Raw genomic sequence first — 20,855 nt, forward strand, 5'->3', positions numbered from 1 at the left:
CGAATCAGGTGACGGCGTACCGGCTGTCCCCGGCGGCTGGGCGTATTGGTCGGCTATCCGTTCGCCGTTTCATAGGAAGCGGGACGGTCCCGGGCGGGGGTGTGCCGGCGGACGGGGATGCGCGGTGAGTGAAGGTGTTGTGTGGGTCCGTGTTGCGGGGGCTGCTCAGGGTGTCTGGGGCGTCCAGGTGAAGACGAGTCGGCACTGCGGTTTGTCCAGGACGTGGCCTGCGGTCAAGTCCCGGTCAGCGGTTTCGGCGGGATAGACCCGCAGTTGGGGGCGGTTGGTGCGGTCCCAGGCGGTGACGAGGTCAGCCATGGTGTCGGCGAGGGCATCGGCGTGCGGGCCGTAGGCGTGGATGCCGAACTCCCACAGGCTGGGCCTGGATGCGTCGTCGGGGAGCTTGCGGGTCAGGACGTGGGCGAGGGAGTCGTCTCGGATAAGGGTGGCGGCGTCCCAGCCTCCGGGTCGCTCGACAAGGCCGGTGTCGAGGCCCTCGTCGACAGCGAGCCGCGCGAACCCGCCTTCGATGTGGGTGGCCAGCCACAGCATGAGCATGTCGAAGGGCGTGTTGCCGGGGATGGTGACGCCAGTCCAGCGTTCGGTGCGGGGCGTGTCGAGGGCCGCATCGAGGCGGCTGGCGTCGGCGGGGGTTCCGTCGGCGAAGCGTACGGTGATCTCGCCGCCACGCAGCCGGGTGACATGGTCCGCGCGATAGCCAGGGCCCTGGAGAGGAACGAACCCGCACACCGTGTAGCGGTCCGCGATCAGGACGCCGTCGCGCTTGGTGAAGGGGATGGACCAGGTGTAGCCGTGGATGCGCAGCGGGACGACGAGACGGCCGCCCTCGGCGAGGCAGTCGGTCCAGGCGGGCGCGATGTCCCGGGCCTCGACGGTGACGATGATCGCGTCCACGCTCCCGGGCTCGGCGAGCGAGGCCGGGGCCTGTTCGCCGTCTCCGAGGTGGACGCGGATGTGGTGGTAGCCGGTGTCGCCGAGGAACCGGCGGGCGCGGTCGGTGACAAAGGGGTCGATGTCGATGCTGGTCACGCTGCCGTGCGGGCCGGTGAGCTCCTGGGCGAGGGCGGCATTGAAGCCGCCGGAACCGATCTCGATCACGCTATCGCCGACGTGGAGGCTGGCGTCACGGAGCATGACGGCCTGCAGCCAGGGTGCCGAGACACTGCTGGTGTTCGCGCCGCTGGGGGTGGTCTTGGTGACCGGTGCCTTCATCGGGTCGTAGGCATCCGCCAAGGCGACGCCGGGCAGGAAGCGGTGACGCGGAACGTGCCGGAAGGCGGACTCGATCGCGCAGTCGGCGTCCAGGTAGCCGTCCTCGATCAGCCGGTCGACCATCGCCTGCCGCAACTTGGCGGCTTCCGTTGCCTGTTGGCCGGGCTCGGGTGCTTCGGCGGGGGCCATCGGGTAGCGGTGGACAGGTGGCAGTCCGGTCAGCAGGCCGGGCCAGACGGTGTCGATGACGTGCGCGCTCGGCGTGAACAGCGGCTGGGCAAGGTGGGGCAGGTCGGCGACCTCGTGCCACTCCCAGCGGCGGATCAAGTCCGGTTCGGTGACGGTTGGTTCGCCGCTGTAGGCGGTCACGCGGACAGCGGCCGTCATGCGTGGAATGCCGTGGATGGAGTCCATCAGCAGCGCCAGCAGTCGTGCACCTGCGGGGTCGGCCTTCAGCCCCGTCTCCTCCTGAAGCTCCCGTACGGCCGCGGCGAGGAAGTCCTCGCCGGCGTTGTTCTTACCGCCGGGCAGCTCCCAAACGCCGCGCCGCGCCGACCAGCCCAGCAGGATCCGGCCCACGGGATCGGTGACAACGACACCGGCGCCGGTCAGGGCGTGCGGCGTCGGCCGTCCCTTGCCGGCACACCCGGACGGGACCGGGACGGGGTCGCGCAGGACGACGAACGCGAGTCCGTCGGCGTCGTGGCGGTCGGCGACCGTCCAACCCGCGCACAGCAGGTCGATCTCCTCGTCGTCGAGGGCGATGTCGCGTTTGCTGTCCGGCACCGCGGAGGTGACGGGCGTGATGATGCAGACGGTGCCGCCTGGGCGCAGGTGCTCGCGCAGGCGGTTCATGACGCGGGTGCGGTCGCGGATGAAGGCCCAGCTGAGGCGGAAGACGATCACGTCGTAGGCGGCGTGGGGCAGGCCGACCAGACCATCCCGCTCGATGTCGCGCACCTGGTAAGTAACGGGTGGAGCATCGGTGTTGTGGGCTTCGGCGTGGGTGAGCGCGGCAGGGGCGTAGTCGATGGCGTCGACCGTGTAGCCGCTTGCGGCGAGGTGGCGGGCGAGCTCGCCCAGCCCGCAGCCGACATCCAGGGCGAGGCCACCGTCGGGGGCGAGGACGTCTGTGGCGAGCAGATGGCGCTCGGTGTCGCCGAGGGGCTGGAAGGTCTTCCCGCTGGTGTAGTGCGCGTCCCACTCGTCGGGTGCGGTGTATCCCACCGGTACGGCTCCTTGCCTGATCAATGGGCTTTGGTCGGATGAAGTGCGCGGGTTCGTCAGCCTGCGGTCGCTCATCACCTGTGGGGCTGGTGGCCCGAGGCCGTGTGACTGTCGGTGTCGACCGGGCGCCTACGCCCTAGGTGCGGTCGGCGGCTTCCCGTTGCGGGAGGGGCGGCGGCAAGACCATTCCGGTCTCGTCCTGGTAGGTGGTGTCCATCAGGGCGTGAAACTGGGAGGCACGCTTGTCGACCGCGGCCCTGGCCCTGTCTTCGCGGACGCGGGTCCACCAGTGCAGCCCCTCCGGTGTGGCAAAGAGGGCACGTGCCGCATCAGCCACTCCGGCGGGTGACAGGGCACCGACGCAGTACATCGCCTCCCATGCGGAGACCCAGGCATTGCGGTGTATGTGCAGGCGCCGCTCGGTCGAGTCGAGCGGCGCCAGGCTTCCCCACATCGCGCGTAGAGCGGGACGTTCCACCTGGGCCGCGAGCAACTGCTGACGCATGCGTGCGGTCTCCAGAACGGTCCGATCACGATGTCGGCGTTCACTGAGAACGAGGTGGAAGCTGCCGATGCCCGCGAGCGCGAGCAGAGCGGCAGCGGTCACACGGTTGCTACGCATGAGAGATCTCTTTCTTCCAGCAGATCGTCGAGGAATGCGGGAGCGGGCAGAGGCTGATGGCACGCCAGGAGGCTGCGGCCCGCCAGGTCGGTGAGTGCGATCTGACGTAATCGGTGGAATGCGGAGGAGCAGCGGCCTGGCCAGAGCATGTCTCTGTGCCCGAGCGGCTCAGCAGCAGGCACCGTTTCCATCACGACCAACCGTCCTGTGCCTTGGCGGAGGTCACCGAGCCACTGTCGAGCGCGGTCCCGCTCTGGTCGGTGGAGTGTCGGAGGGCTGCTGCTGCTCCTGCGATCGACTCGGTGTCGCGCAACTGGATCGCGTGGAGCAGGTCCTCGCCCGAGGCGAGGACCGACGCGTGCCCGAGAACGAGTAGTTCGTCTTCCGAGAGCCCGCGGCCGTAGCCCCTGAAGAACCAATCGCGCAGGTGCGGTTGCTTGGCCCACAGCAATGCCGGCCGCGCAAGGTCGATGACGGCGGCCATGGTCTGCGACCGCCCGAACCCGGTGAAGGACAGGGTCTGAGACTGGCCGTGCCACTCCCAGGTTGCGGGACCGAACGTGCCGTGGCAGAATGGCGTTAACGGTCTGAACTGGCCCCACTTTTCCGGCCCGACCTGGCCCCACCGGAGGGGCGCGCGGGAGCGTTCGGGGGTTGTTCCGGCTTGAGTTGGCCCCACCTTGGAGCTGGGGCTGGGACGCTCGCGGTAGGTCGCCGTGAGGGGGCGATGCCGGGTGGCGTCATCGAAGGAAGAATTGTTCCTGCTGATCCGCCGGGACTCGTGGCAGCAGGGGCTGTCGGTCCGCGCGTTGGCGCGCAAGTACCGGGTCCACCGCCGGCTGGTACGCGAGGCACTGTGTTCGACGGTGCCCGCTCCGCGTCGGACGCCGCGACGGCATTCGCCCAGGCTGGAGCCGTTCAAGAAGACGATCGACCAGTGGCTGCTCGACGATCTGGACGCCCCGCCGAAGCAGCGGCACACAGTGAAAAGGATCCTGAGCCGGCTTCAGCAGGAGGCTGGCGCCGACATCGCCTACTCGACGGTGTGGGACTACGTGCACCGGCGCCGGCAGGAGATCGCCGAGGCAGCAGGGGCGACACCGGCGGCGGGATTCGTGATCCGCCACAACCAGCCCGGCATGGACGCGGAAGTCGACTTCGGCGAGGCATGGGTGGACCTGGCCGGCGAACGCACCAAGTGCTTCGTGTTCGCGTTCCGCCTGGCCTACTCCGGCAAGGCCGTGCACCGCATCACCGCGTCCTGCGGACAGGAGGCGTTCTTCGACGGACACGTCCACGCCTTCCGCACGCTGGGCGGTATCCCGGCCGGTCAGATCCGCTACGACAACCTCTCCCCGGCAGTCTCCCGAGTGGTGCACAGGAGCCGCTCCCGCGAGGAGCATCCACGCTGGGCCGACTTCCGCAGACACTTCTCGATCACCCCGTTCTACTGCGAGCCGGGACTTCGCGGCGCCCATGAGAAGGGAGGGGTCGAGGGCCAGGTGGGCTACTGGCGCCGGAACTACCTGACGCCGGTCCCGCGCGTCGACTCCCTGAACGAGCTCAACGACGCCTTCGCAGGCTTCGAGGAGGCCGAGGAGAACCGGCGGATCGGGATGCGGATCCGCACCATCGGCCAGGACTTCGGCCGCGAGGCCCCGCTCCTGCTGCCCCTGCCCGAGGATCCCTTCGAGACCGGCCTCGCACTGAACCCGCGGGTCGACCGCTACGGCATGGTCGCCGTCCGGGTCTGCCGCTACTCGGTTCCGGTCCGCTTCATCGGCCGCACCGTCCACGTTCTCCTGCGCTCCAGCGAGGTCGTGGTCTTCCACGGCCGCACCGAGATCGCCCGCCACCCCCGCCTGACGACCAAGGGCGCCGAACGGGTGGTGCTGGACCATTTCCTGGAAGTCCTGCTGGCCAAGCCCGGCGCCCTGGCCGGCTCCGAGGCGCTCGATCAGGCTCGCCGCGAGGGCACCTTCACCCCCGCCCACGAAGCGCTCTGGTCCACGGCCAAACACACGCTCGGCGAGTCCGAGGGCACCAAGGCCCTGGTTCAGGTTCTGCTGCTGCACCGCCACCTGCAGCACCGCGACGTGGTCGCCGGGATCCGTGCCGCGCTCGCGGTCGGCGCCTGCACCGCGGACGTGGTTGCGCTGGAAGCCCGCAAGGCCGCCGAGATGGAGGGCCGGTCCCCGACCGTCACCGCCACCACGGTCCTTCCCGAGCCGGTCGCCCCGCCGGACCTGCCGCTGCCCAGCCTGACCGAGCGCCGGGCCACCCGCCTTCCCACCGACCAGCGGCCCTTGCCCGCCCTCGAACGCTGGGACCAGCTTCTGCACCGTCCTGGAAGGGAATCCCGATGACCGGCCCGCACCACACCCTGACCGAGCCCGCCTCCGACGCCGCGATCGACACCGCCTGCCGGGTCCTGCGGCTGCCGACGATGCGGGCCCAGTTCGCCGACACCGTCGCCCGCGCCGAGCGCGAGCACCTGTCCTACCGCGGGTTCCTCGCCGAGCTGCTGATGGCCGAGTGCGAGGACCGGGACCGCCGCCGCTCCGAGCGGCGCATCCGCGCGGCCGGCTTCCCACGCCCGAAGTGGCTCTCGGATTTCGACTACACGGCCAACCAGAACGTCACCCCGGCCCTGATCAACAACCTCGCCACCTGCGAATGGGTAAAGAAGGGCGAGCCGCTGTGCTTGATCGGCGACTCCGGCACCGGCAAGTCGCATCTGCTGATCGGCCTCGGTTCCGCCGCCGCGATGGCCGGATTCCGGGTCCGCTACGCGCTCGCCGCAAAGCTCGTCAACGAACTCGTCGAAGCGGCCGACGAGAAACAGCTGACCAAGACCATCGCCCGTTACGGGCGCGTCGACCTGCTTTGCATCGACGAGCTTGGCTACCTCGAACTCGACCGCCGCGGAGCCGAGATGCTGTTCCAGGTTTTGACCGAGAGGGAGGAGAAGAACAGTGTGGCCATCGCCTCGAACGAATCGTTCGGAGGCTGGACCAAGACGTTCACCGACCCCCGGCTCTGCGCGGCCATCGTCGACCGACTCACCTTCAACGGCACCATCATCGAGACCGGCACCGAGTCCTACCGCCTCGCCCAGACCAAGGCCAAGCAACTGCAGACGAAGAAGTAGCCCCAAGACCAGCTGGCCGGTGGGTCCTTAATCCCTGTGGCATCGGGCCTGGCGGTCCAGGAACTCAATCAGCCGTGTTTCCGAACGCGCAAGCCTCTCCCGTTGTTCGCCAGGAAGCGAAGAGAGGACGTCGACCAGGACCCGCTTTCGCGGGACGTGCACCATATTGCCGGAGTAGATCCGGCAACCGGAACACCAGGCGAGCCCGATGCACCGCTCGAACATGGACGACTCGGGCGGATAGAAGCGGTACTGGTACGAGCGGACGGGCGTTCCGCAGGCGGCACAGATCCGACAGTTCCCGTCGGAGACCGTGTCCCAGGTCCCGACCTTGCGCCAGTGCTGCCGCCCGGCCGGTGCTCTTCAAGTCGTCATGCCCAGCATTCTCTCCCACAGCAAGTCGCCCAACACAGCCGTCCCGGCGAAGGTGGGGCCGGAGCAGACCGGAAGCCGGGGCCACTTCAAGCCGGAACAATCGCCGCACGGCCCCGCCGGTGGGGCCAGGTCGGGCCGGAAAAGTGGGGCCAGTTCAGACCGTTAACGCCAGCAGAAGGCAGTTGGCAACGTCGGTACGTGCTCCAGCATGAGCGACGCAGAGCGCCGAAGGGCGTCGGTCTGCGATCGAGTCAGTGCCCCGCTGAGGCGGTCGATCGCAGCCTGGATGCGTTGTACGTAGAGCACTGTGGCCCGCGTCGCGCGGGCGCGTGCGTCATCGGTGCGACGAGCACATTCGTGCAGCACTCGCAGGAGTTGGCCGGCGTCCTCATGGACTCGCGGCAGTTGTTGGAGGCTTGTGTTGTCGACGCGCCATGCTCTGGGCTGCACCGTCAGCAAGCTCCTGAGCCTCGGCTCGCTGGCGAGCAATCGTGGCCCGTGGCTGGGGCCGAGACGGCGGATGGCGTTGCGGTGTGCGTAGATCTCGCGCCGGAAGTCTTCATCGGTGCGCGTGATACGCATGTCGATGAGTCCTTGGGGCGAGGACATGCGCCAGGCCTGGGCGCCGCCGAGATCGGCGGGCAGCGCCCAGGCGGCATGCCTCCCTACGTGGCCTCTGGCCCAGTCCGCGGCCTCGGGCGGTATGGCGGTCGGTGTCATCGTGTTTTTCCAGAAGATCAGAACAGGGCGTGTTGGTCGGGCGTCGTGTCGTGGTTGGAGGACGTCGGGGCAGGTACCTGTCCCGTCCGGTCGTTCTGCAGGTCCCACAGTTCACCCGGTAGTCGTCATCGGCGCCCCACCTCCTGCGTGGCAGTGCCGTGGGCCGGGGGCGCGGCGTACGTCCCGGTCGGCGCGGGCGAGAAGCGCGGGCCGATCACCGTGTGATCCAAAGCAACTCCCTGTGGGCGAGTTGGGTGTGAGGCAACGGACGGCCTGGAGGTTGACGCGGCCGAACGGAAGGGGCTCGTCACGAGCTGCCTCCGCCCGTTGAAAGGCTGGAGAACGCGTCGTCCAGTTCGTCGAGGTGGTTCAGCAGCAGGCGGATCGTGGTCTGCCGCTCCCGCCAGTGCTGCTTCAGATCGGCCTCGGCAGCCGGAGGCAGGCCGTATTCGGCGGTGGTGGCGCCATAGAAGCTGAACAACATGTAGAGGAGCGCGATCCGGGCACAGGCCCGCACTTCCGCCAAGGGCAGGCTCGGGTTCTCGGCGGCGTATGCGATGACCATCGCCAACGCGCATGCGATCCACTCCGAACTGCTGGCGACGGTGCGAGGGTCGAATGCGGCCCGGCCCAGTTCCCACGCGGGCATGGCACGTGCGCCGCGGAAGTCGATGACACCGGTGACGGACTCGGCGAGGACGATCAGGTTGGTGCGGGTGAGATCGGCGTGCAGAGCCTGTTCCACCAGCGTGTGAGGCAGCGCCTGCCGAAGGCGAGAGACATGTTCGTGCAGGTCCTCCCTTCGCTGGTCGAGGTCACCTCGCAGCTGCTCAAGATGGTCGTGTCCCTGCCGGACGGCTGCGGCCAAGACGTCGGTGCACCTCTCGGCCGCCTCGTTCACGGCGCTGGTGTGCCAGCGGCATTGCTGCACCCGCTTCGGCATCGGGTAGGCAGCCAGCACCCGGTGCATGCGGCCCATCACGGCGCCGATGTCCTCGGCGAGGGCGACCGTCATCGCAGACGTGGCCACCCGGCCCGGCGCTTCGTCGATCACAGCCCAGGCGCCGCCTTCAGCGATCGTGACGAGATCGCCGTCCATGTCCGGCCGGACCCGCGGGATGGGAAGCTGTGCAGCACGGCAGTACTCCGACATGTCCCATGAGGACCGTGCCGCATCCACATCTGCCGTGGATCGGTACTCCTTGACGAACAGGCGCAGCCCGTCCGTGGTCAGGACCCGTCGGTTGATCGTGTCCGTTCCCATGGGCACCGGCTCGATGACATCCACGGCAAGTCCGTACCGGTCTTCCAGCACGTCTGCCACGAGTGCCGCACCGGGGTTCGCGTCGCTCATGTCCATGGCCGGTCCTTGGGGGGTGCGGGGTGGGGTGCGGTGCGCAGCGGGGCATTCGCGAGCGGCCCGTCTTCGGGCAGGAGGGCCAGGGCGCCTCGCCGGGCCGGGTGGGACGCTCGGTTGCGGTCGGGGCGGCAGTCCCGGTAGGGGGAGGGCGTTGTGGGGACGTTGTTCACTGGCTCCACCCGCCCCAGATGCGCCGGCTGTTTTCCAGGCGAAGGTTCTCCAGCATGGTGTGGGCTTCGTCGACCAGGCCGAGGTCGCGGTGTTCGATGCCCCAGGCCAGTGAGTCGACCGCGTCCAGGGCTGCGTAGGCCCGGCATGCCGCTGTTTCCTCGTCGGTGAGGGGGCGGCCGTATCCGTTGTGGAACGCGGCGTTGAGGTCGGCCTGGTGGTGCAGGATCCGGTAGCGCAGTCGGCTGAGGTCGCGGCGCGGGGCGGGCTGGAGTTCGGCTCGCTCGAAGTCGATGATGCGCAGTACTTGCTCGGTCTCGTGCCACATCCAGTTCTTGGGCATGTAGTCGCCGTGGGCGGCAACCTGTGGCTGGTGTGGGGGTGCCTCGCTCAGCAGAGCCCGTACGGTCGCGATCTCGTGTTCGGGTACGTAGGTGAGGGCGGAGGCCAGCAGTTTCGAGACCGTCTCGTCCCACGCGTCCTCGGTCGCCTCGGTGGTGCTCTCGGTGGCTGCCGCTGTGTGATGGCGGGCGAGGAGTTCGCCGGCCTGTTCGTACGCCTTGCGCTGTTGCTCGGCCGGCAGCCGTAGCGTGTCAAGACTGCGGCCGGGAACAGCCGTGACCAGCACGGTGCGTGCCTGGTCGTCCGAGGCGACCAGTGTGGGCGCTCTACCGGAGCCGAGCGCACCGGTCCACTTCCGGTAGGCGTCCACCTCGCGCCGGTGCAGTTTCGGGCCGACGTGCTGCTTGGCGAACCACCGCTCGCCCGCGGGCCCGTGGATCTCCCAGACCGGCGGCCTGATGTCGCCGGGGCGGGGGTGCTCGGCGACGACGGTGTACGTGTCGGTTACCGACTCCATCAGCTGGTGGAGTGCGCTGGGCAGTTCGCTCACGTTGGTGCGCCCTTCCGCTGCCCGGACACCCAGTTCTGTGACACTGGGTTACTAGGCGGATGCTGTAGGTGGTTGGGTGGGTAGCGTGACAGGAGCCACTGACAGTGGGGGCTGAGCTGGCCGTTTCCGCCTCAGGGGACCTGGTGTCGTGGCGGCCGCCTCGCCGCTCAGCCGGGCTGGCTGGACGGCGTCAGGCGGACGGGCAGCGTGCGGTGCCCGTTGACGAGGAGGCTCGCCACGGGTTCGAGGTCGCTGGCGGGGACGGCGAGTTCCAGGTGCGGGAAGGTGCCGAAGAGGGCGGGGAGCACGACTCGGGCTTCGGTACGGGCGAGGGGGGCGCCGAGGCAGAAATGCGCGCCGTGCCCGAAGGCGAGGTGCTGCTTGTCCTTGCGCAGGACGTCGAATTCCCCCGCGGTGGTGCCGTGCAGGTTCGGGTGGCGGCCGGCGGCCCCGTACGAGGCGAGGATCGCTTCGCCCTGCTGGATGACGATTCCTCCCGGCAGGGGGATGTCCTCGACGGCGTAGCGAAGGGGCAGGTGGCTGATGGGGGCGGCGTAGCGCAGGGCTTCCTCGGTGACGTCGTCCCATGACGCATGCGCGGTCCAGACGAGTTCGAGCTGGTCGGGGCGGGTGAGCAGTGCGGTGACGGCCTGGTCGAGGAGGTTGACGGTCGTCTCGTATCCGGCGCTGATGACCAGGAGCAGCGTGTCCAGAAGCTCCTGTTCGGTGAGCACGGAACCGTCGCCCTCGTCGTCGCGGACGTTGATGAGCGCGGAGGTGATGTCCTCGCCGGGGGTGGCCCGCTTCGTCTCGACCAGCTCGGTGAGGATGCCGTACAGCGCCATCGTGTTGGCGCGGGCCTCTTCGCTGCTGAGGGTGGTGTCGAAGACCCCGTCGACGACGGTGCGGAAGCGGGGCCACACCTCCTCGGGCAGTCCCATGAGATCGCCGATGACTTGGATGGGGAGGGGGTAGGCGAGGGCCTCGCGCAGGTCGACGACCTCTCCGGGGCGGGTCTGGGTCATCTGGTCGATGAGGCGGTCCGTGAGGTGCTCGATGCGCGGCACCATCTCGGCGGTGCGTCGCGCGGTGAATGCCTTGCTGACCAGGCGCCGGAGCCGGCGGTGGTTGTCTCCGTAGGCGGTGAACATGTTGTCCACGCCGACCCACAGGGCCAGCGGCCACTTCTCGCTGATCTCGCCGCTGATGAAGGCCGGCCAGTGCTTGCTGGCGTCCTTGGACACTCGGGGATCGTTGAGGAGGTTCTTGAGGAGGTGCGGGTCGCTGACCGACCAGGCGGTCACGCCGAGGATGTCCACGAGCAGGGCGGGACCCGCGGCATGGAGGGCGGCTTCTTCGGCCGGGCGGGCACGGCCGGTGGGGTCGAGGATGAGGGGCAGGGCGCGGTCCATGGCGGTTCTCCCTAGTTCTGGGGCAGGCGCGGCGACGGGGGGAAGTGGACCGGCAAGCCGGTCAGGGAGCGGTGGAAGGGGCCGGGGCGGTAGGTGAGGTGGCTGGCGGGGACGGCGAGTTCCATCTCGGGCAGGGCGTCGAGGATCTGCTCGATGGCCACCTGGGCGATGAGGTAGGCCAGGGGCTGGGCCGGGCAGGCGTGGGGTCCGGCGCTCCAGGTCAGGTGAGAGCGGTTGCCGGTGCGCTGATCGGAGATGACCGAGGGGTCGTTGTTGCAGGCGGCCATGCTGATGACGACGGGCTGGTGGGCCGGTAGGACGACGCCGTCGACCTCCGCCGGAGCGGGCGGGTAGGAGACGCAGTAGTTGGCCAACGGCGGGTCGACGAAGAGGAGTTCGTCGAGGGCGTCGCGCACGCTGAGGCTGCCGCGCAGTACGTCGCCGGAGTACCGCTCGTCGTTGAGGATCAGTCGGAGGGTGTTCGCGATGAGGTTCTGCTCGGGCTCGATGCCCGCGCCGTAGAGGGTCACCAGCTGGTGCAGCAGCTCTTCCTCGTTCAGCCGGGTCGGGTGCATCAGCAGGCCGGTCGTGACGTCCATCGCGAGATGGCGGCGCTTGAGGTCGACGAGTTCGGTGAGGGCTTCGGCGAGCATGACGTTGCCGGCGTCGGCATTGACGCCTTCGAAGATCGCGGCCATTCCGGTGGCGACGCGCTGACCGATGTCCGGCGGGCATCCGAGGATCGCGTTGAGGACCTGGAACGCCAGTGGCTGGGCGTACTGCGCCAGCAGATCCGCGTGGCCGGCCTCGCACATGTCGTTGATCAGGGGAAGGGCGATCTGTTCGACCGTGGCGTGCAGTTCGTGCTGGCGGATGTGGTCGAGGGCGGAGGTGTTCGCGGCGCGGTAACGCGTATGGGCGGGGCCTGAGTTGCGCAGGGCGTTGGGCCGGTACTCCAGCATCGGCAGGACCGGGCAGCGGGCGGGAACGCTCTGCTGCCATATGCGCGGGTCGGCGGGGAACCGTAGCGGGTCGTGGAGGATGCGTACCGCTGTGTGGTAGCCGATCACCAGGGTGGCGGGCACGTCGGGGTCGAGCAGGACCGGGGCCAGTGTCCCGAACTGTTCGCGCATCTGGGCGTAGGCGCGGTAGGGATCAGCAGCGAATTTCGGGGTGTACATCGCGAAGCGCATCTGCGCGCCGGGCGTGTGATGGCCGGCGTGCGACGTGGGGGGCGGCAGGGTCACGACAGGTGCTCCAGTTGGCTGGTTCGGTGGAGGTATTCGACGAACTCGATCAGCGCGTGGCGGCAGGACAGCTCGTCGCGGGCGTCGCAGGACGTGAGCACCACGTCGTCGTCGAGGGCCAGCGCCCGCCTCACTTCGTCGAGGTCGTGGCGGGCGGCACCGTCGAATAGGTTGACCGCGACGCCGAACGGCATGCCGCGCTCTTCGAACAGCCCGAGGACCGCGTCGGAGTCCTCGAGCCGGCGAGTGTCGACGAGGACGAGCGCGCCCAGTGCCCCGTGGAAGAGGTGCTCCCAGAACGGGGTGAACCGGTTCTGCCCGGGGGTGCCGAACAGATAGAGGGCCAGCCGGGGACTGAGGGTGCGGCGGCCGAAGTCGAAGGCGACGGTGGTCTCCGTCTTGCCAGGCAGGCCGGCGAGGTCGTCGATGCCGATGCTGGCTTCGGTGATCGGCTCCTCGGTTCGCAGCGGTTTGATCTCCGACACGCTGCCCACCAGCGTCGTCTTCCCTGCTCCGAAGTGCCCCCCGATGAGGATCTTCGCTGACCGGGTCACGGTGGTGGGGAGGTAGGGGTGCTCAGAGAGCACGGAGTCCATGGAGCACTTCCTCCAGAAGGCTGATGTCCGGCTCGTCGTCTCGTGCCGGTGCCGGGGTGTCCAGGTGGCCGGTGTCGAGAAGCCCGGAGACGATGATGAGAGCGACGGTGGGGGGTAGATCCACAAGCGCGGCGATCTCGGCGATGACCAGCGGGCCGCGGCAGATCCGCATGACTCGGACGGCTTCGATATCGAGGCCGTGGAGCGGGCGGTCTGCGGCGCGAACCAAGGTCGTCAGGGTCAATCCGTCGCGGGACGGCGACGAGTGTCCCCCGGTGCGGACATACGCTCGGACCATGTCGCGGTCGCGCCGCAGCCCGCTCATGGCCGGGCGCCGCCTTCGCCACCCTGGTCCCGTGCAGGGCTGGTCAACACCTCGCCGAGACGCACGGTCAGACCGTTCATCCGGTAGGTGAGGTCTTCGGCGTTCACCGCGTCGGTCGTGCAGACCGCCAGCAGCGCGTTGAGACCGACCGTTTTGACGAAGAGGAGACCTTCGTCGAACTCGGCGACGACCTGGCGCAGCCCGTTCTTCTTGCCGCCGGTGTACGGGGCCAGCGCGACACCGATGGAGTGGAATCCGCTGGCAGACGCAGCGATGGAGTCGGCGTCGTCACGGTCCACCGTCTCCGAGTGCCCGATGATGAGCCCGTCCGAGGACAGCAGGACGGCGTAGCGGGCCTCGGGCATGCCCGACAGCTCCTTGAGCATCCAGCCGTACTTGTTGGCCTGCGTCATGAGTCGATGGACCCTTCTTCCTGGTCAGTGTGTGTTGCGGCCGCCTGCTGGTCTCGCGCCGGCGCAGGCGCACCCACGGTGCGGGCGCGCCGGGTGCCTTGCTGCCAGGCGCCGATGACCGACGTCCTGGTGGGTGCTGTGCTCACGCGGCGTCCGCCGGTGCCTTGAGGCTGCTGTTGTTTCGGTCGGCGGGCTGTGCGTGTGGGCAGCCCGTTCTCCGTCACGGTGAGCTGCGCGGGTGCAGTTGGCTCGAAGACGGCCGGTTCGGGAGCCGGTTCGAGGTGTGCGGGCACCGTGGTGAGGAGGGCTTCCGGCAAGAAGACCGAGGCGCACATACCGCCGTAGCGGTTGGAGTCGGAGAGCACGACCTTGATGCCGTACCGGCGGGCGAGGAGCGAGATCACCGGGAATCCGACTCGGGGGTGTGCCTCGATGTTGAGGATGTCGACCTCTTGCTGGCCGCTCAGGATTCGCTGCGTGCGTAGGAGTTGCTCCTCGCTCATGCGCTTGCCGGCGTCGTCGATGAGGAGGGTGATGCCGTGGTGCCCGTGCTGGGCGCTCACGTCCACGCGGGTCTGGGGCGGGGAGTAGCGGGCGGCGTTGTCGAGCAGGTGGCTCAGGATGAGCTTTACCGGCCCGACCATGCGGGCGATGACGGCACGGTCCGACGCGTAGGGCTGGACGCGGGCGTAGTCGCGGATCGCTCCCTGCGCGGCGCCGATGACGTCCGTGAGGGTGCTGGCAGGCCACCGCTGTCCGAGCAGACCTCCGGCAAGGACCACGTACGACTGTGCTTGGTGCAGCATCTGCTGGACGCCATGATCGATCCTGGTGAGCGCCGCGAAGGTGGAGTTGGAGTGATGCTGACGCAGAGCCTGGGCGATGTCGCTGCTCACGTCGATGCCGGTGCTGACCATGGCGGTGGCGAAGGACTTGACTGCTGCCTTCGCAGCCTCGCGTGCCTCCGCTTCAACTTGCCGCCTCGTGGCCACTGCGGTCTCTGCTCGAACCCGGTGGAGGTCCGCGACGTACCGTTCACCGATGAGGCGGAGGTTGTTGACGAAGTCCGAACCGGTGAGGCAGTCCGGGACCGTGATCTCCGTGGAGGTTGTCTGCGGTTGCTGGAGTGCGGCCGCGACCTGCTCCAGGCTGGTGGAAGCCAGTGTCATGAGTGCCGCGTCCTGGGCGACGGCGATCTCCTGCCAATGTGCGGCCTGTTCACGGTGCTTGGCGAACTGCCAGGCGTAGTACGCGGCCAGTGCGGCGGCGGCAACGAGCACGGCGGCCATGCCGAGAAACGCTGCGACGGATATTTCGTGTCTCATCGGATCTCTCAGTGGGGGCGAGGGAGCGGCGGCAGAGTAAGGAGAACGGCCCGCGATCCCGTGGACGGCCAGGGCTGTCCGTGGAGGCGAAATGACCGAGGTATGTGTCTCAGGCGACGGACCTCGTCGGCCAGCGGCTAGAGCTTGAGCTTGCCGATCAGCTGGAAGAGGCTGGTCGTGGCCGAGGTGACCGTCGGGGCGATCGAGGAGCTGGCGAGGTAGAACCCGAAGAGGGTGCAGACGATCGCGTGTGCGGCCTTCAGCCCGCCCTTTTTGATGAGCAGGAACGTCACGATCCCCAGCAGGACGACGGCCGAGATGCTAACGGCCATGCGGCGTCCCCCCGTTGTGCGCGCCGGTGGACCGGGTCACGGAAAGCCAGTGCAGGAGAGCGGCGCTGTCGGTGCATGCGTGGTGACGGTCAGGGGGAAGGAGCCATACCCCTGAGCACCGGTGCTGCATCCAGGTCTGCTTGTCGAACGCGCAGTCCCACTGGCCCGTCCGGCACACGGTCTGCGGGGCGTGCCACCGATACGCCGTATCCGATTCAACCGGTATGTGAATGCGGGAATGGACGTGGCAGCAGAGCACGGGTCCCACAGGAAGCCCCCATTTTCGGACGCCCTCGATCGCTCGCAGTCCCACCAAGAGACCCGCCTGCACGACATCCATGGCACCGAGTCGCGGCAGCGGCTGCGCCGAGAGTTGGACTCTCCAGGGCAGTTCGGTCTGCGCGGCTTGCAGTGCCGACTCCTGTAAGCGATAGGGGCTTTGCGTCAATTGCCGGTCGTGCAGCGGCACGATCGGTGCTGCACGTTGCCGCGAGCTGTGGGCATAGGGTGCGGCGTCAACTCGCCCTGGCAGAGCGGCCATCACGGAGGGTCTCCTGTAGATACGAACGCACTGATTGAGCCGCACGACCCAAGTAACAGCTGCCACACGGGCGTTGGCTGATCCCTAAGCCTGTTTAATGGAAGGCGTTTACGCACATTCCGCGGGTGATATCACTGCGGTGATTCCGGCTCCCGAAGATCCAGGGCCGTACGCACGCGCTCAGGGGAGGAAAAGTGCTTCAGCAGGCGCAGCGACGTTGCGATCGGTGCGGCTGCTCGCTGAGCCAGTACAACACGGACACATTGTGCGCCGCCTGCGCGCGCTCCCAAACGTGGGCCGCGCACATTCCGGTGGTTCCCGAGCATGTCTGGCTCGATCCTGAGGTACGAAGTGCGCTCGAAGCATGGGACTTCGGCCGGGCGAGTCGCCTGATCCGGCTGCGCGGCGCCCTCCGACAGGAGGACATGGCCCAACTGTGCGGTCTGAGCCAGGCGTTCCTGTCGATGCTGGAGTCGGGACGTCGCCGTCTCACCAACATCGACAAGATCATCGAGTTCCTGACCGGTCTTGGTGTACCCGCTGGCCTGGTCGCACTCCCCCTCCCTCACGCCTCCGCTCCTGCGGAGGTAGAGCCTTCGGCCCCGTTTGCGGGAGACGCTGATCCGTCTCTGCCCTGGACTGCGGCCCGTATGGTGGCAGCACTGGATGTTGCGGTAGGAGGTAGTGCGATGGACCGTCGACGATTCCTCACTGCAAGCGGCGTCGCGCTGACCGCGTTCGTGAACGCGTGGGACGTCGTGGAAGCTGAGCCTCTGCGACGGGCAGCAGCCGGGGGCAGCCGGCTCACCCCCGATCTCCTGGATGGCCTGCAACGCACCACCGACAGCCTGCGGACCATGGACGCGAGCGACGGCAGTGGCACCCTCACAACTCTAGGCAATCGTCACCTCCAGTTCCTCAGGCACCTGTTGGAGGAGACGTCGTACGACGAGGCGACAGGAAGGCGGCTTGCGGCGATCACTGCTGACACCGCCACGCAGACCGGATGGTTCGTCTTCGACTCCGGTGACCGCGACCGGCCGCTCAGCTACCTGTACGCCGCGCTCCGCGCGGCGAAAGCCTCGCAGGACGTACGGCTCGGCGCCGGCGCCCTGTCCTACATAGCCATCCACGGGTACTCCACCGGAGCACCACATGACGCGGTCACTGCGGCGCAGCGGGCCCGCGACAAGATCAAGAGCCTCGGTACGCCCGCACTCGAAGCGATGCTCCTGACCCGGCAGGCCCGCGGGCACGCCAAAATGGGCGAACGCCAAGCGGCCCTCGCCGCTCTCGGGCGCGCTGCCGAACTCTGCGCCCAAGGCCGCTCCGAGCACGACCCGCATTGGCTGTACTGGATCAACGAGGGCGAGATCCACGGGCAGGCCGGCAGTGTCTACCTCGACGTCGGTGACCCGCGCAGCGCGGTGGCCAGCTTCACGAAGGCCCGGGAGGCCCTCAACCCGACGGATCACCGCACCAGGGGACTTTTCCTTTCACGTGCCGCGACCGCCCACGTCAACCAGGGCGACCTCGAAGCCGGATGCTCTACGGCACACGAGGTCCTCGATCTCGCCGAGAGGCTGCAGTCGGCCCGCTTCGACCACCATGTCACCAGCATGATCCAGCATCTCCACTCGGTTGCTCACAGCCCGTACGCTCAAGAGGTCCTGGAGCGACGTGCCGCCATGACGGCAACAAGGAGCTGAAGTTGACCGACACTCCGCGGATCCTCGTGCTGTGGGACATCGACCGCACTCTGCTGTACGTCGGTGACATCGACCGCCAGGTCTACCGGGAGACCTTCGCCGAGGTCGTCGGCCGCCCCGCGGAACAGCTTCCGGCTCGCGGCACCGGGGTCACCATGCCTCTGGCGATCCGTTCCCTGCTCCTGGACAACGGCGTTCCCGAGGCGGAGGTCCCTCGTCTGCTTCCGCGCATGGTGGAACTCCTACCGCAGCACCTTGCTGCACATGCCGACGATCTCCGTGAGCACGGCGTCCTCCTGCCGGGCGCCGTAGCCGCTCTCAAGGCCGTGCAAGCGCAGCCGGGCTACGTTCCGACCGTCGTCACGGGCAATCTCAAGCCCAACGCGCTGCTGAAGCTCGAAGCGTTCAACCTTGCTGGGTTCCTCGACACGGAGATTGGCGGGTATTCCTCGGACAACGATCACCGTCCAGCCCTGGTGGGCGTGGCGCAGCAGCGTGCTCGGGCGAAGTTCGGAACTGCCTTCAGCCACGAAAACACGGTCATCGTCGGTGACTCGCTTGAAGATGTCCGCACCGGCCTGGAAGGCGGGGCTCCAGTCATTGGCGTAGCCTCCGGCAAGACCTCCTCCGACGAGCTTCAGTCGGCTGGAGCGGACGTCGTACTGGACAGTCTGGAGGACGTCCCGCGTCTCCTGGCTGCGATCCAAGACCTGACTTTCGAACGCGCCTGACCGCCTGTAAGTCCCTCACCAGCGCGTATCACCTGCGTGATACGGCCCGGCAGCACTCCGCACGTACGCTGGCCCGCGCAGATGAGGAACGGGGGTGCGATGAGCAAGAACGCGCGCACATGTGCCGACTGCGGATGCCGGCTGAGCCAGTACAACCTGGAGGACCGGTGTGCGACGTGTTCCCGCGACAGGCGCTTGGATGCCCAACGTGGCCCCCGTATCCCGGAGGGTGTCTGGCATGACGCGGAGATCCAGTCGGCCCTGGCGAACTGGGACTTCGGTCTAGCAAGCCGTCTGATCCGTGAAAGGGCGGGACTGCGACAGGACGACATGGCCTTCATGACCGGGCTCAGCCAGAGTTTCCTGTCGATGCTCGAAGCGGGCAGTCGACGCTTAACGAATCTCGACAAGGCCGCACGGTTCCTGCAGGGGATCGGTACCCCGGATTCCCTGCTGGCCCCGCCCTTCCGTGAACTCACCGTACGCCCTGCTCCCCTCCCTGAGGCGCACGCAGGGCTCCTTCGTACCGATACTGCGCCCGCGGCGCAGGCTCCGCGGGGCCTTGACGATCTGGCGGCGCTGGCAGCGGTGCAGTCGCTGCGTTTTACGGGCGAGATCACCAGGACCAACGTGAGCGACGTCGAGCTTGAAGGACTTGAGTCCGTCCTCACCCGGATCGCCCGTGACTACGTCCACGCCCCGCTGCACCGGATCTTCACTGAGCTCGTCACAACGCGGGATCACCTCTTCACCCTGCTCAACGGCCGCCAGCCACTGAGACAGACCCGCGAGCTACTCCTTCTCGCCGGCACCAGCTGCCTCCTGCTCGCCCACGCGTCACAGAACCTCGGCGACGAAGACGCCGCACTCGCACAGCTCCAAACAGCCTGGGCGTTCGCCGAGCAGGCCGATCACAACGACCTACGTGCCTGGGTCAAAGGCACAGCCGCTCTGATCGCCGAATGGTCCACTCGGGGGGAGACGGCGCTCGACTACACACGTCAGGCGATCCGCATGGCGCCCGGCGGGGAGACGCGTATCCGGATCGCAGCGATCGAGGCCAGAGCGGCGGCCCGCATCGGTGACCGCGCCACGGCCGTGAGCGCGCTCGAGGAACTCCAGCGTGCCCGAGAGCAGAGCGCGGCTCCTGATGCGCTGACCCGGTTCGGAGGCCTCCTCACCTTTCCCCAGGCGAAGCAGGAGTACTACATCGGTGGCACCTTCGCCCTGCTCGGTGAACACCAGCGGGCCGAACAGCATGCCGCCACGGCCATCGAACTGTATGAGAACGGTCCTAGGGAGCACCGGTCATACGGCGACGAAGCCCTGGCCCGGCTGGACATCGTCAAAGCGCGCCTTGCGGCAGGCGAGGTCGAAGGCGCCAGCGAACAACTCCACCCCATCTTGGAACTCCCCGCGGACCGGCGGATCCGGCAACTCGGTGACGCCATGCACACGGTCACTAGGCTGTTGGAGGAACCGCGGTTCGCACATAATTCGGTCGCTCGTGACCTCGCGGATGCATCCCGCGGATACCAGTCGATCGACACCCGAACGAAGGCCCTCGCCCGATGACGATGACGGTCTCCCCCGAGTCCGCCGCCCGGATGGCCTGCCGAGCCGCAGGGCTCGCAGACCGGTCCCTCACCCAACTTCATCAGCACGCCACTTCCGTGTTCCTCGTCCCTGACGAAGACGCGATCGTACGAGTCAGCCCCGCTTCCCAGCAGGAGCGGCTTGAGACTGCTGTGTCTTTGACCCGCTGGCTCGTCGGGAACGGCTTCCCGGCGACGGAGCCTCTGGCTGTGCCGCAACCGGTGACGTACGCCCCGTACGTCGTGACGTTCTGGCGGCACTACCCACAGCCCGAGGGTGCTGCACCCCCGGTCAGCCAGTTGGGAGAGCTGCTTCGGGCCCTCCACGACCTGCCGTCGCCTCCAATCGACCTCCCACCGCACCTCCCCCTCGCGTCACTAAAGAGCACTGTGGACTCCAGCACTTACCTGGATTCAGGCCGGCGAGTATGGCTAGCGACTCGGCGGGAGGAGCTTCTGGAGGCGTATGCCAGCTTGGAATTCCCGCTAGGTCACGGCCACATCCATGGCGACGCGTACCCGGGAAACACCCTTTGGGCGAATCAGAGTGTCCGGCTCGGTGACTGGGACGAGGCAGCTACGGGACCTCGCGAGATCGATCTGGCCAACACCTACCAAGGGGTTCGATTCGGCCGTACCACAGAAGAACTGGACGAATTTGGCTCTGCGTACGGATACGACCTCCGAGAGTGGCCCGGACTGCGCGTTCTCTGTGAGATCCGAGACCTACACACCCTTGGCTCCTTCATCCGACGCGCCGATCGCGGAGATGCCGCTGCCGCAAAGCAGTTGTCGTATCGCATCGGGACGCTGAGAAGCCGCGACGACCGGGCACGATGGAAAGCGGCTTGACACCCCCGTCGGGCCTGACCGTGCACCCC

The 20,855-nt window shown here is 67.9% G+C and carries 19 protein-coding genes and 1 pseudogene; 7 read left to right on the plus strand and 13 right to left on the minus strand.

Annotated elements, in window-relative coordinates:
• Window positions 1–165 precede the first annotated feature (165 nt).
• From fxlM to ACFY1U_RS28335, 3 genes are all read right to left on the minus strand, one after another.
• Window positions 166–2,460, minus strand: coding sequence for a methyltransferase, FxLD system (gene fxlM / locus ACFY1U_RS28325; protein ID WP_390696934.1), 2,295 nt, complete (start codon window positions 2,458–2,460; stop codon window positions 166–168).
• A 136-nt stretch (window positions 2,461–2,596) separates the two neighbouring features.
• The gene (locus ACFY1U_RS28330) at window positions 2,597–3,082 is read right to left on the minus strand and encodes a DUF6082 family protein (RefSeq protein ID WP_390696935.1); all 486 of its coding nucleotides are present in this window, start codon (window positions 3,080–3,082) and stop codon (window positions 2,597–2,599) included.
• Between the two features lie 190 nt (window positions 3,083–3,272).
• A complete protein-coding gene (locus tag ACFY1U_RS28335) occupies window positions 3,273–3,566 on the minus strand; it encodes a hypothetical protein (RefSeq protein WP_390696936.1) in 294 nt (97 codons plus the stop codon).
• Window positions 3,567–3,816: 250 nt separating this feature from the next.
• Here ACFY1U_RS28335 and istA point away from each other — a divergent pair, with 250 nt between their 5' ends.
• Together istA and istB are read left to right on the plus strand one after the other, a co-directional pair.
• Window positions 3,817–5,448 carry an IS21 family transposase gene (istA, locus tag ACFY1U_RS28340; RefSeq protein ID WP_390696937.1) on the plus strand — a complete coding sequence of 544 codons (1,632 nt, stop codon included), beginning with the start codon at window positions 3,817–3,819 and terminating at the stop codon, window positions 5,446–5,448.
• Entirely contained in the window at window positions 5,445–6,233 is a 789-nt protein-coding gene (gene istB, locus ACFY1U_RS28345; RefSeq protein WP_390696938.1) for an IS21-like element helper ATPase IstB, read from the plus strand. Before istA ends, istB begins: the two co-directional genes overlap by 4 nt.
• Window positions 6,234–6,770: 537 nt before the next feature.
• Here the strand turns inward: istB and ACFY1U_RS28350 are convergent.
• The 10 genes from ACFY1U_RS28350 to ACFY1U_RS28395 all read right to left on the minus strand — a co-directional run bounded on the left by ACFY1U_RS28350 (window position 6,771) and on the right by ACFY1U_RS28395 (window position 15,398).
• Window positions 6,771–7,328: a hypothetical protein gene (locus tag ACFY1U_RS28350; RefSeq protein WP_390696939.1), complete on the minus strand. Its 558-nt coding sequence runs from the start codon at window positions 7,326–7,328 to the stop codon at window positions 6,771–6,773.
• Between the two features lie 307 nt (window positions 7,329–7,635).
• Window positions 7,636–8,688, minus strand: a complete 1,053-nt coding sequence (locus tag ACFY1U_RS28355; protein ID WP_390696940.1) for a phosphotransferase enzyme family protein — start codon at window positions 8,686–8,688, stop codon at window positions 7,636–7,638.
• 166 nt (window positions 8,689–8,854) lie between these two features.
• Window positions 8,855–9,748: a phosphotransferase enzyme family protein gene (locus ACFY1U_RS28360; RefSeq protein WP_390696941.1), complete on the minus strand. Its 894-nt coding sequence runs from the start codon at window positions 9,746–9,748 to the stop codon at window positions 8,855–8,857.
• Between the two features lie 167 nt (window positions 9,749–9,915).
• Window positions 9,916–11,160, minus strand: coding sequence for a cytochrome P450 (locus tag ACFY1U_RS28365; RefSeq protein ID WP_390696942.1), 1,245 nt, complete (start codon window positions 11,158–11,160; stop codon window positions 9,916–9,918).
• Window positions 11,161–11,171: 11 nt separating this feature from the next.
• Window positions 11,172–12,401 carry a cytochrome P450 gene (locus ACFY1U_RS28370; RefSeq protein WP_390697393.1) on the minus strand — a complete coding sequence of 410 codons (1,230 nt, stop codon included), beginning with the start codon at window positions 12,399–12,401 and terminating at the stop codon, window positions 11,172–11,174.
• Window positions 12,402–12,403: 2 nt separating this feature from the next.
• Entirely contained in the window at window positions 12,404–13,003 is a 600-nt protein-coding gene (locus tag ACFY1U_RS28375; protein ID WP_390696943.1) for an ATP/GTP-binding protein, read from the minus strand.
• Window positions 12,984–13,328 carry a DUF742 domain-containing protein gene (locus ACFY1U_RS28380; protein WP_390696944.1) on the minus strand — a complete coding sequence of 115 codons (345 nt, stop codon included), beginning with the start codon at window positions 13,326–13,328 and terminating at the stop codon, window positions 12,984–12,986. Before ACFY1U_RS28380 ends, ACFY1U_RS28375 begins: the two co-directional genes overlap by 20 nt.
• Window positions 13,325–13,741, minus strand: coding sequence for a roadblock/LC7 domain-containing protein (locus tag ACFY1U_RS28385; RefSeq protein ID WP_390696945.1), 417 nt, complete (start codon window positions 13,739–13,741; stop codon window positions 13,325–13,327). The genes ACFY1U_RS28380 and ACFY1U_RS28385 overlap by 4 nt, the downstream gene beginning before the upstream one ends.
• Entirely contained in the window at window positions 13,738–15,066 is a 1,329-nt protein-coding gene (locus tag ACFY1U_RS28390; protein ID WP_390696946.1) for an ATP-binding protein, read from the minus strand. Before ACFY1U_RS28390 ends, ACFY1U_RS28385 begins: the two co-directional genes overlap by 4 nt.
• Window positions 15,067–15,203: 137 nt before the next feature.
• Window positions 15,204–15,398 carry a hypothetical protein gene (locus ACFY1U_RS28395; RefSeq protein WP_390696947.1) on the minus strand — a complete coding sequence of 65 codons (195 nt, stop codon included), beginning with the start codon at window positions 15,396–15,398 and terminating at the stop codon, window positions 15,204–15,206.
• An 852-nt stretch (window positions 15,399–16,250) separates the two neighbouring features.
• On the opposite strand from ACFY1U_RS28395, the pseudogene ACFY1U_RS28400 reads away from it, so the two are divergent.
• From ACFY1U_RS28400 to ACFY1U_RS28420, 5 genes and pseudogenes are all read left to right on the plus strand, one after another.
• Window positions 16,251–16,478, plus strand: a pseudogene (locus tag ACFY1U_RS28400) (helix-turn-helix domain-containing protein); the annotation flags it as partial.
• A gap of 150 nt (window positions 16,479–16,628) precedes the next feature.
• Window positions 16,629–17,648 (plus strand): XRE family transcriptional regulator, encoded by a 1,020-nt coding sequence (locus ACFY1U_RS28405; protein ID WP_390697411.1) that lies wholly within the window; start codon window positions 16,629–16,631, stop codon window positions 17,646–17,648.
• 2 nt (window positions 17,649–17,650) lie between these two features.
• Window positions 17,651–18,379, plus strand: a complete 729-nt coding sequence (locus tag ACFY1U_RS28410; protein WP_390696948.1) for an HAD family hydrolase — start codon at window positions 17,651–17,653, stop codon at window positions 18,377–18,379.
• Between the two features lie 99 nt (window positions 18,380–18,478).
• Window positions 18,479–19,954 (plus strand): helix-turn-helix domain-containing protein, encoded by a 1,476-nt coding sequence (locus ACFY1U_RS28415; RefSeq protein WP_390696949.1) that lies wholly within the window; start codon window positions 18,479–18,481, stop codon window positions 19,952–19,954.
• Between the two features lie 32 nt (window positions 19,955–19,986).
• Window positions 19,987–20,826 (plus strand): phosphotransferase, encoded by an 840-nt coding sequence (locus ACFY1U_RS28420; protein WP_390697394.1) that lies wholly within the window; start codon window positions 19,987–19,989, stop codon window positions 20,824–20,826.
• The last annotated feature ends 29 nt before the right edge of the window (window positions 20,827–20,855 follow it).

The sequence above is a fragment of the Streptomyces sp. NPDC001351 genome (assembly GCF_042896045.1).
Taxonomy (GTDB): domain Bacteria; phylum Actinomycetota; class Actinomycetes; order Streptomycetales; family Streptomycetaceae; genus Streptomyces.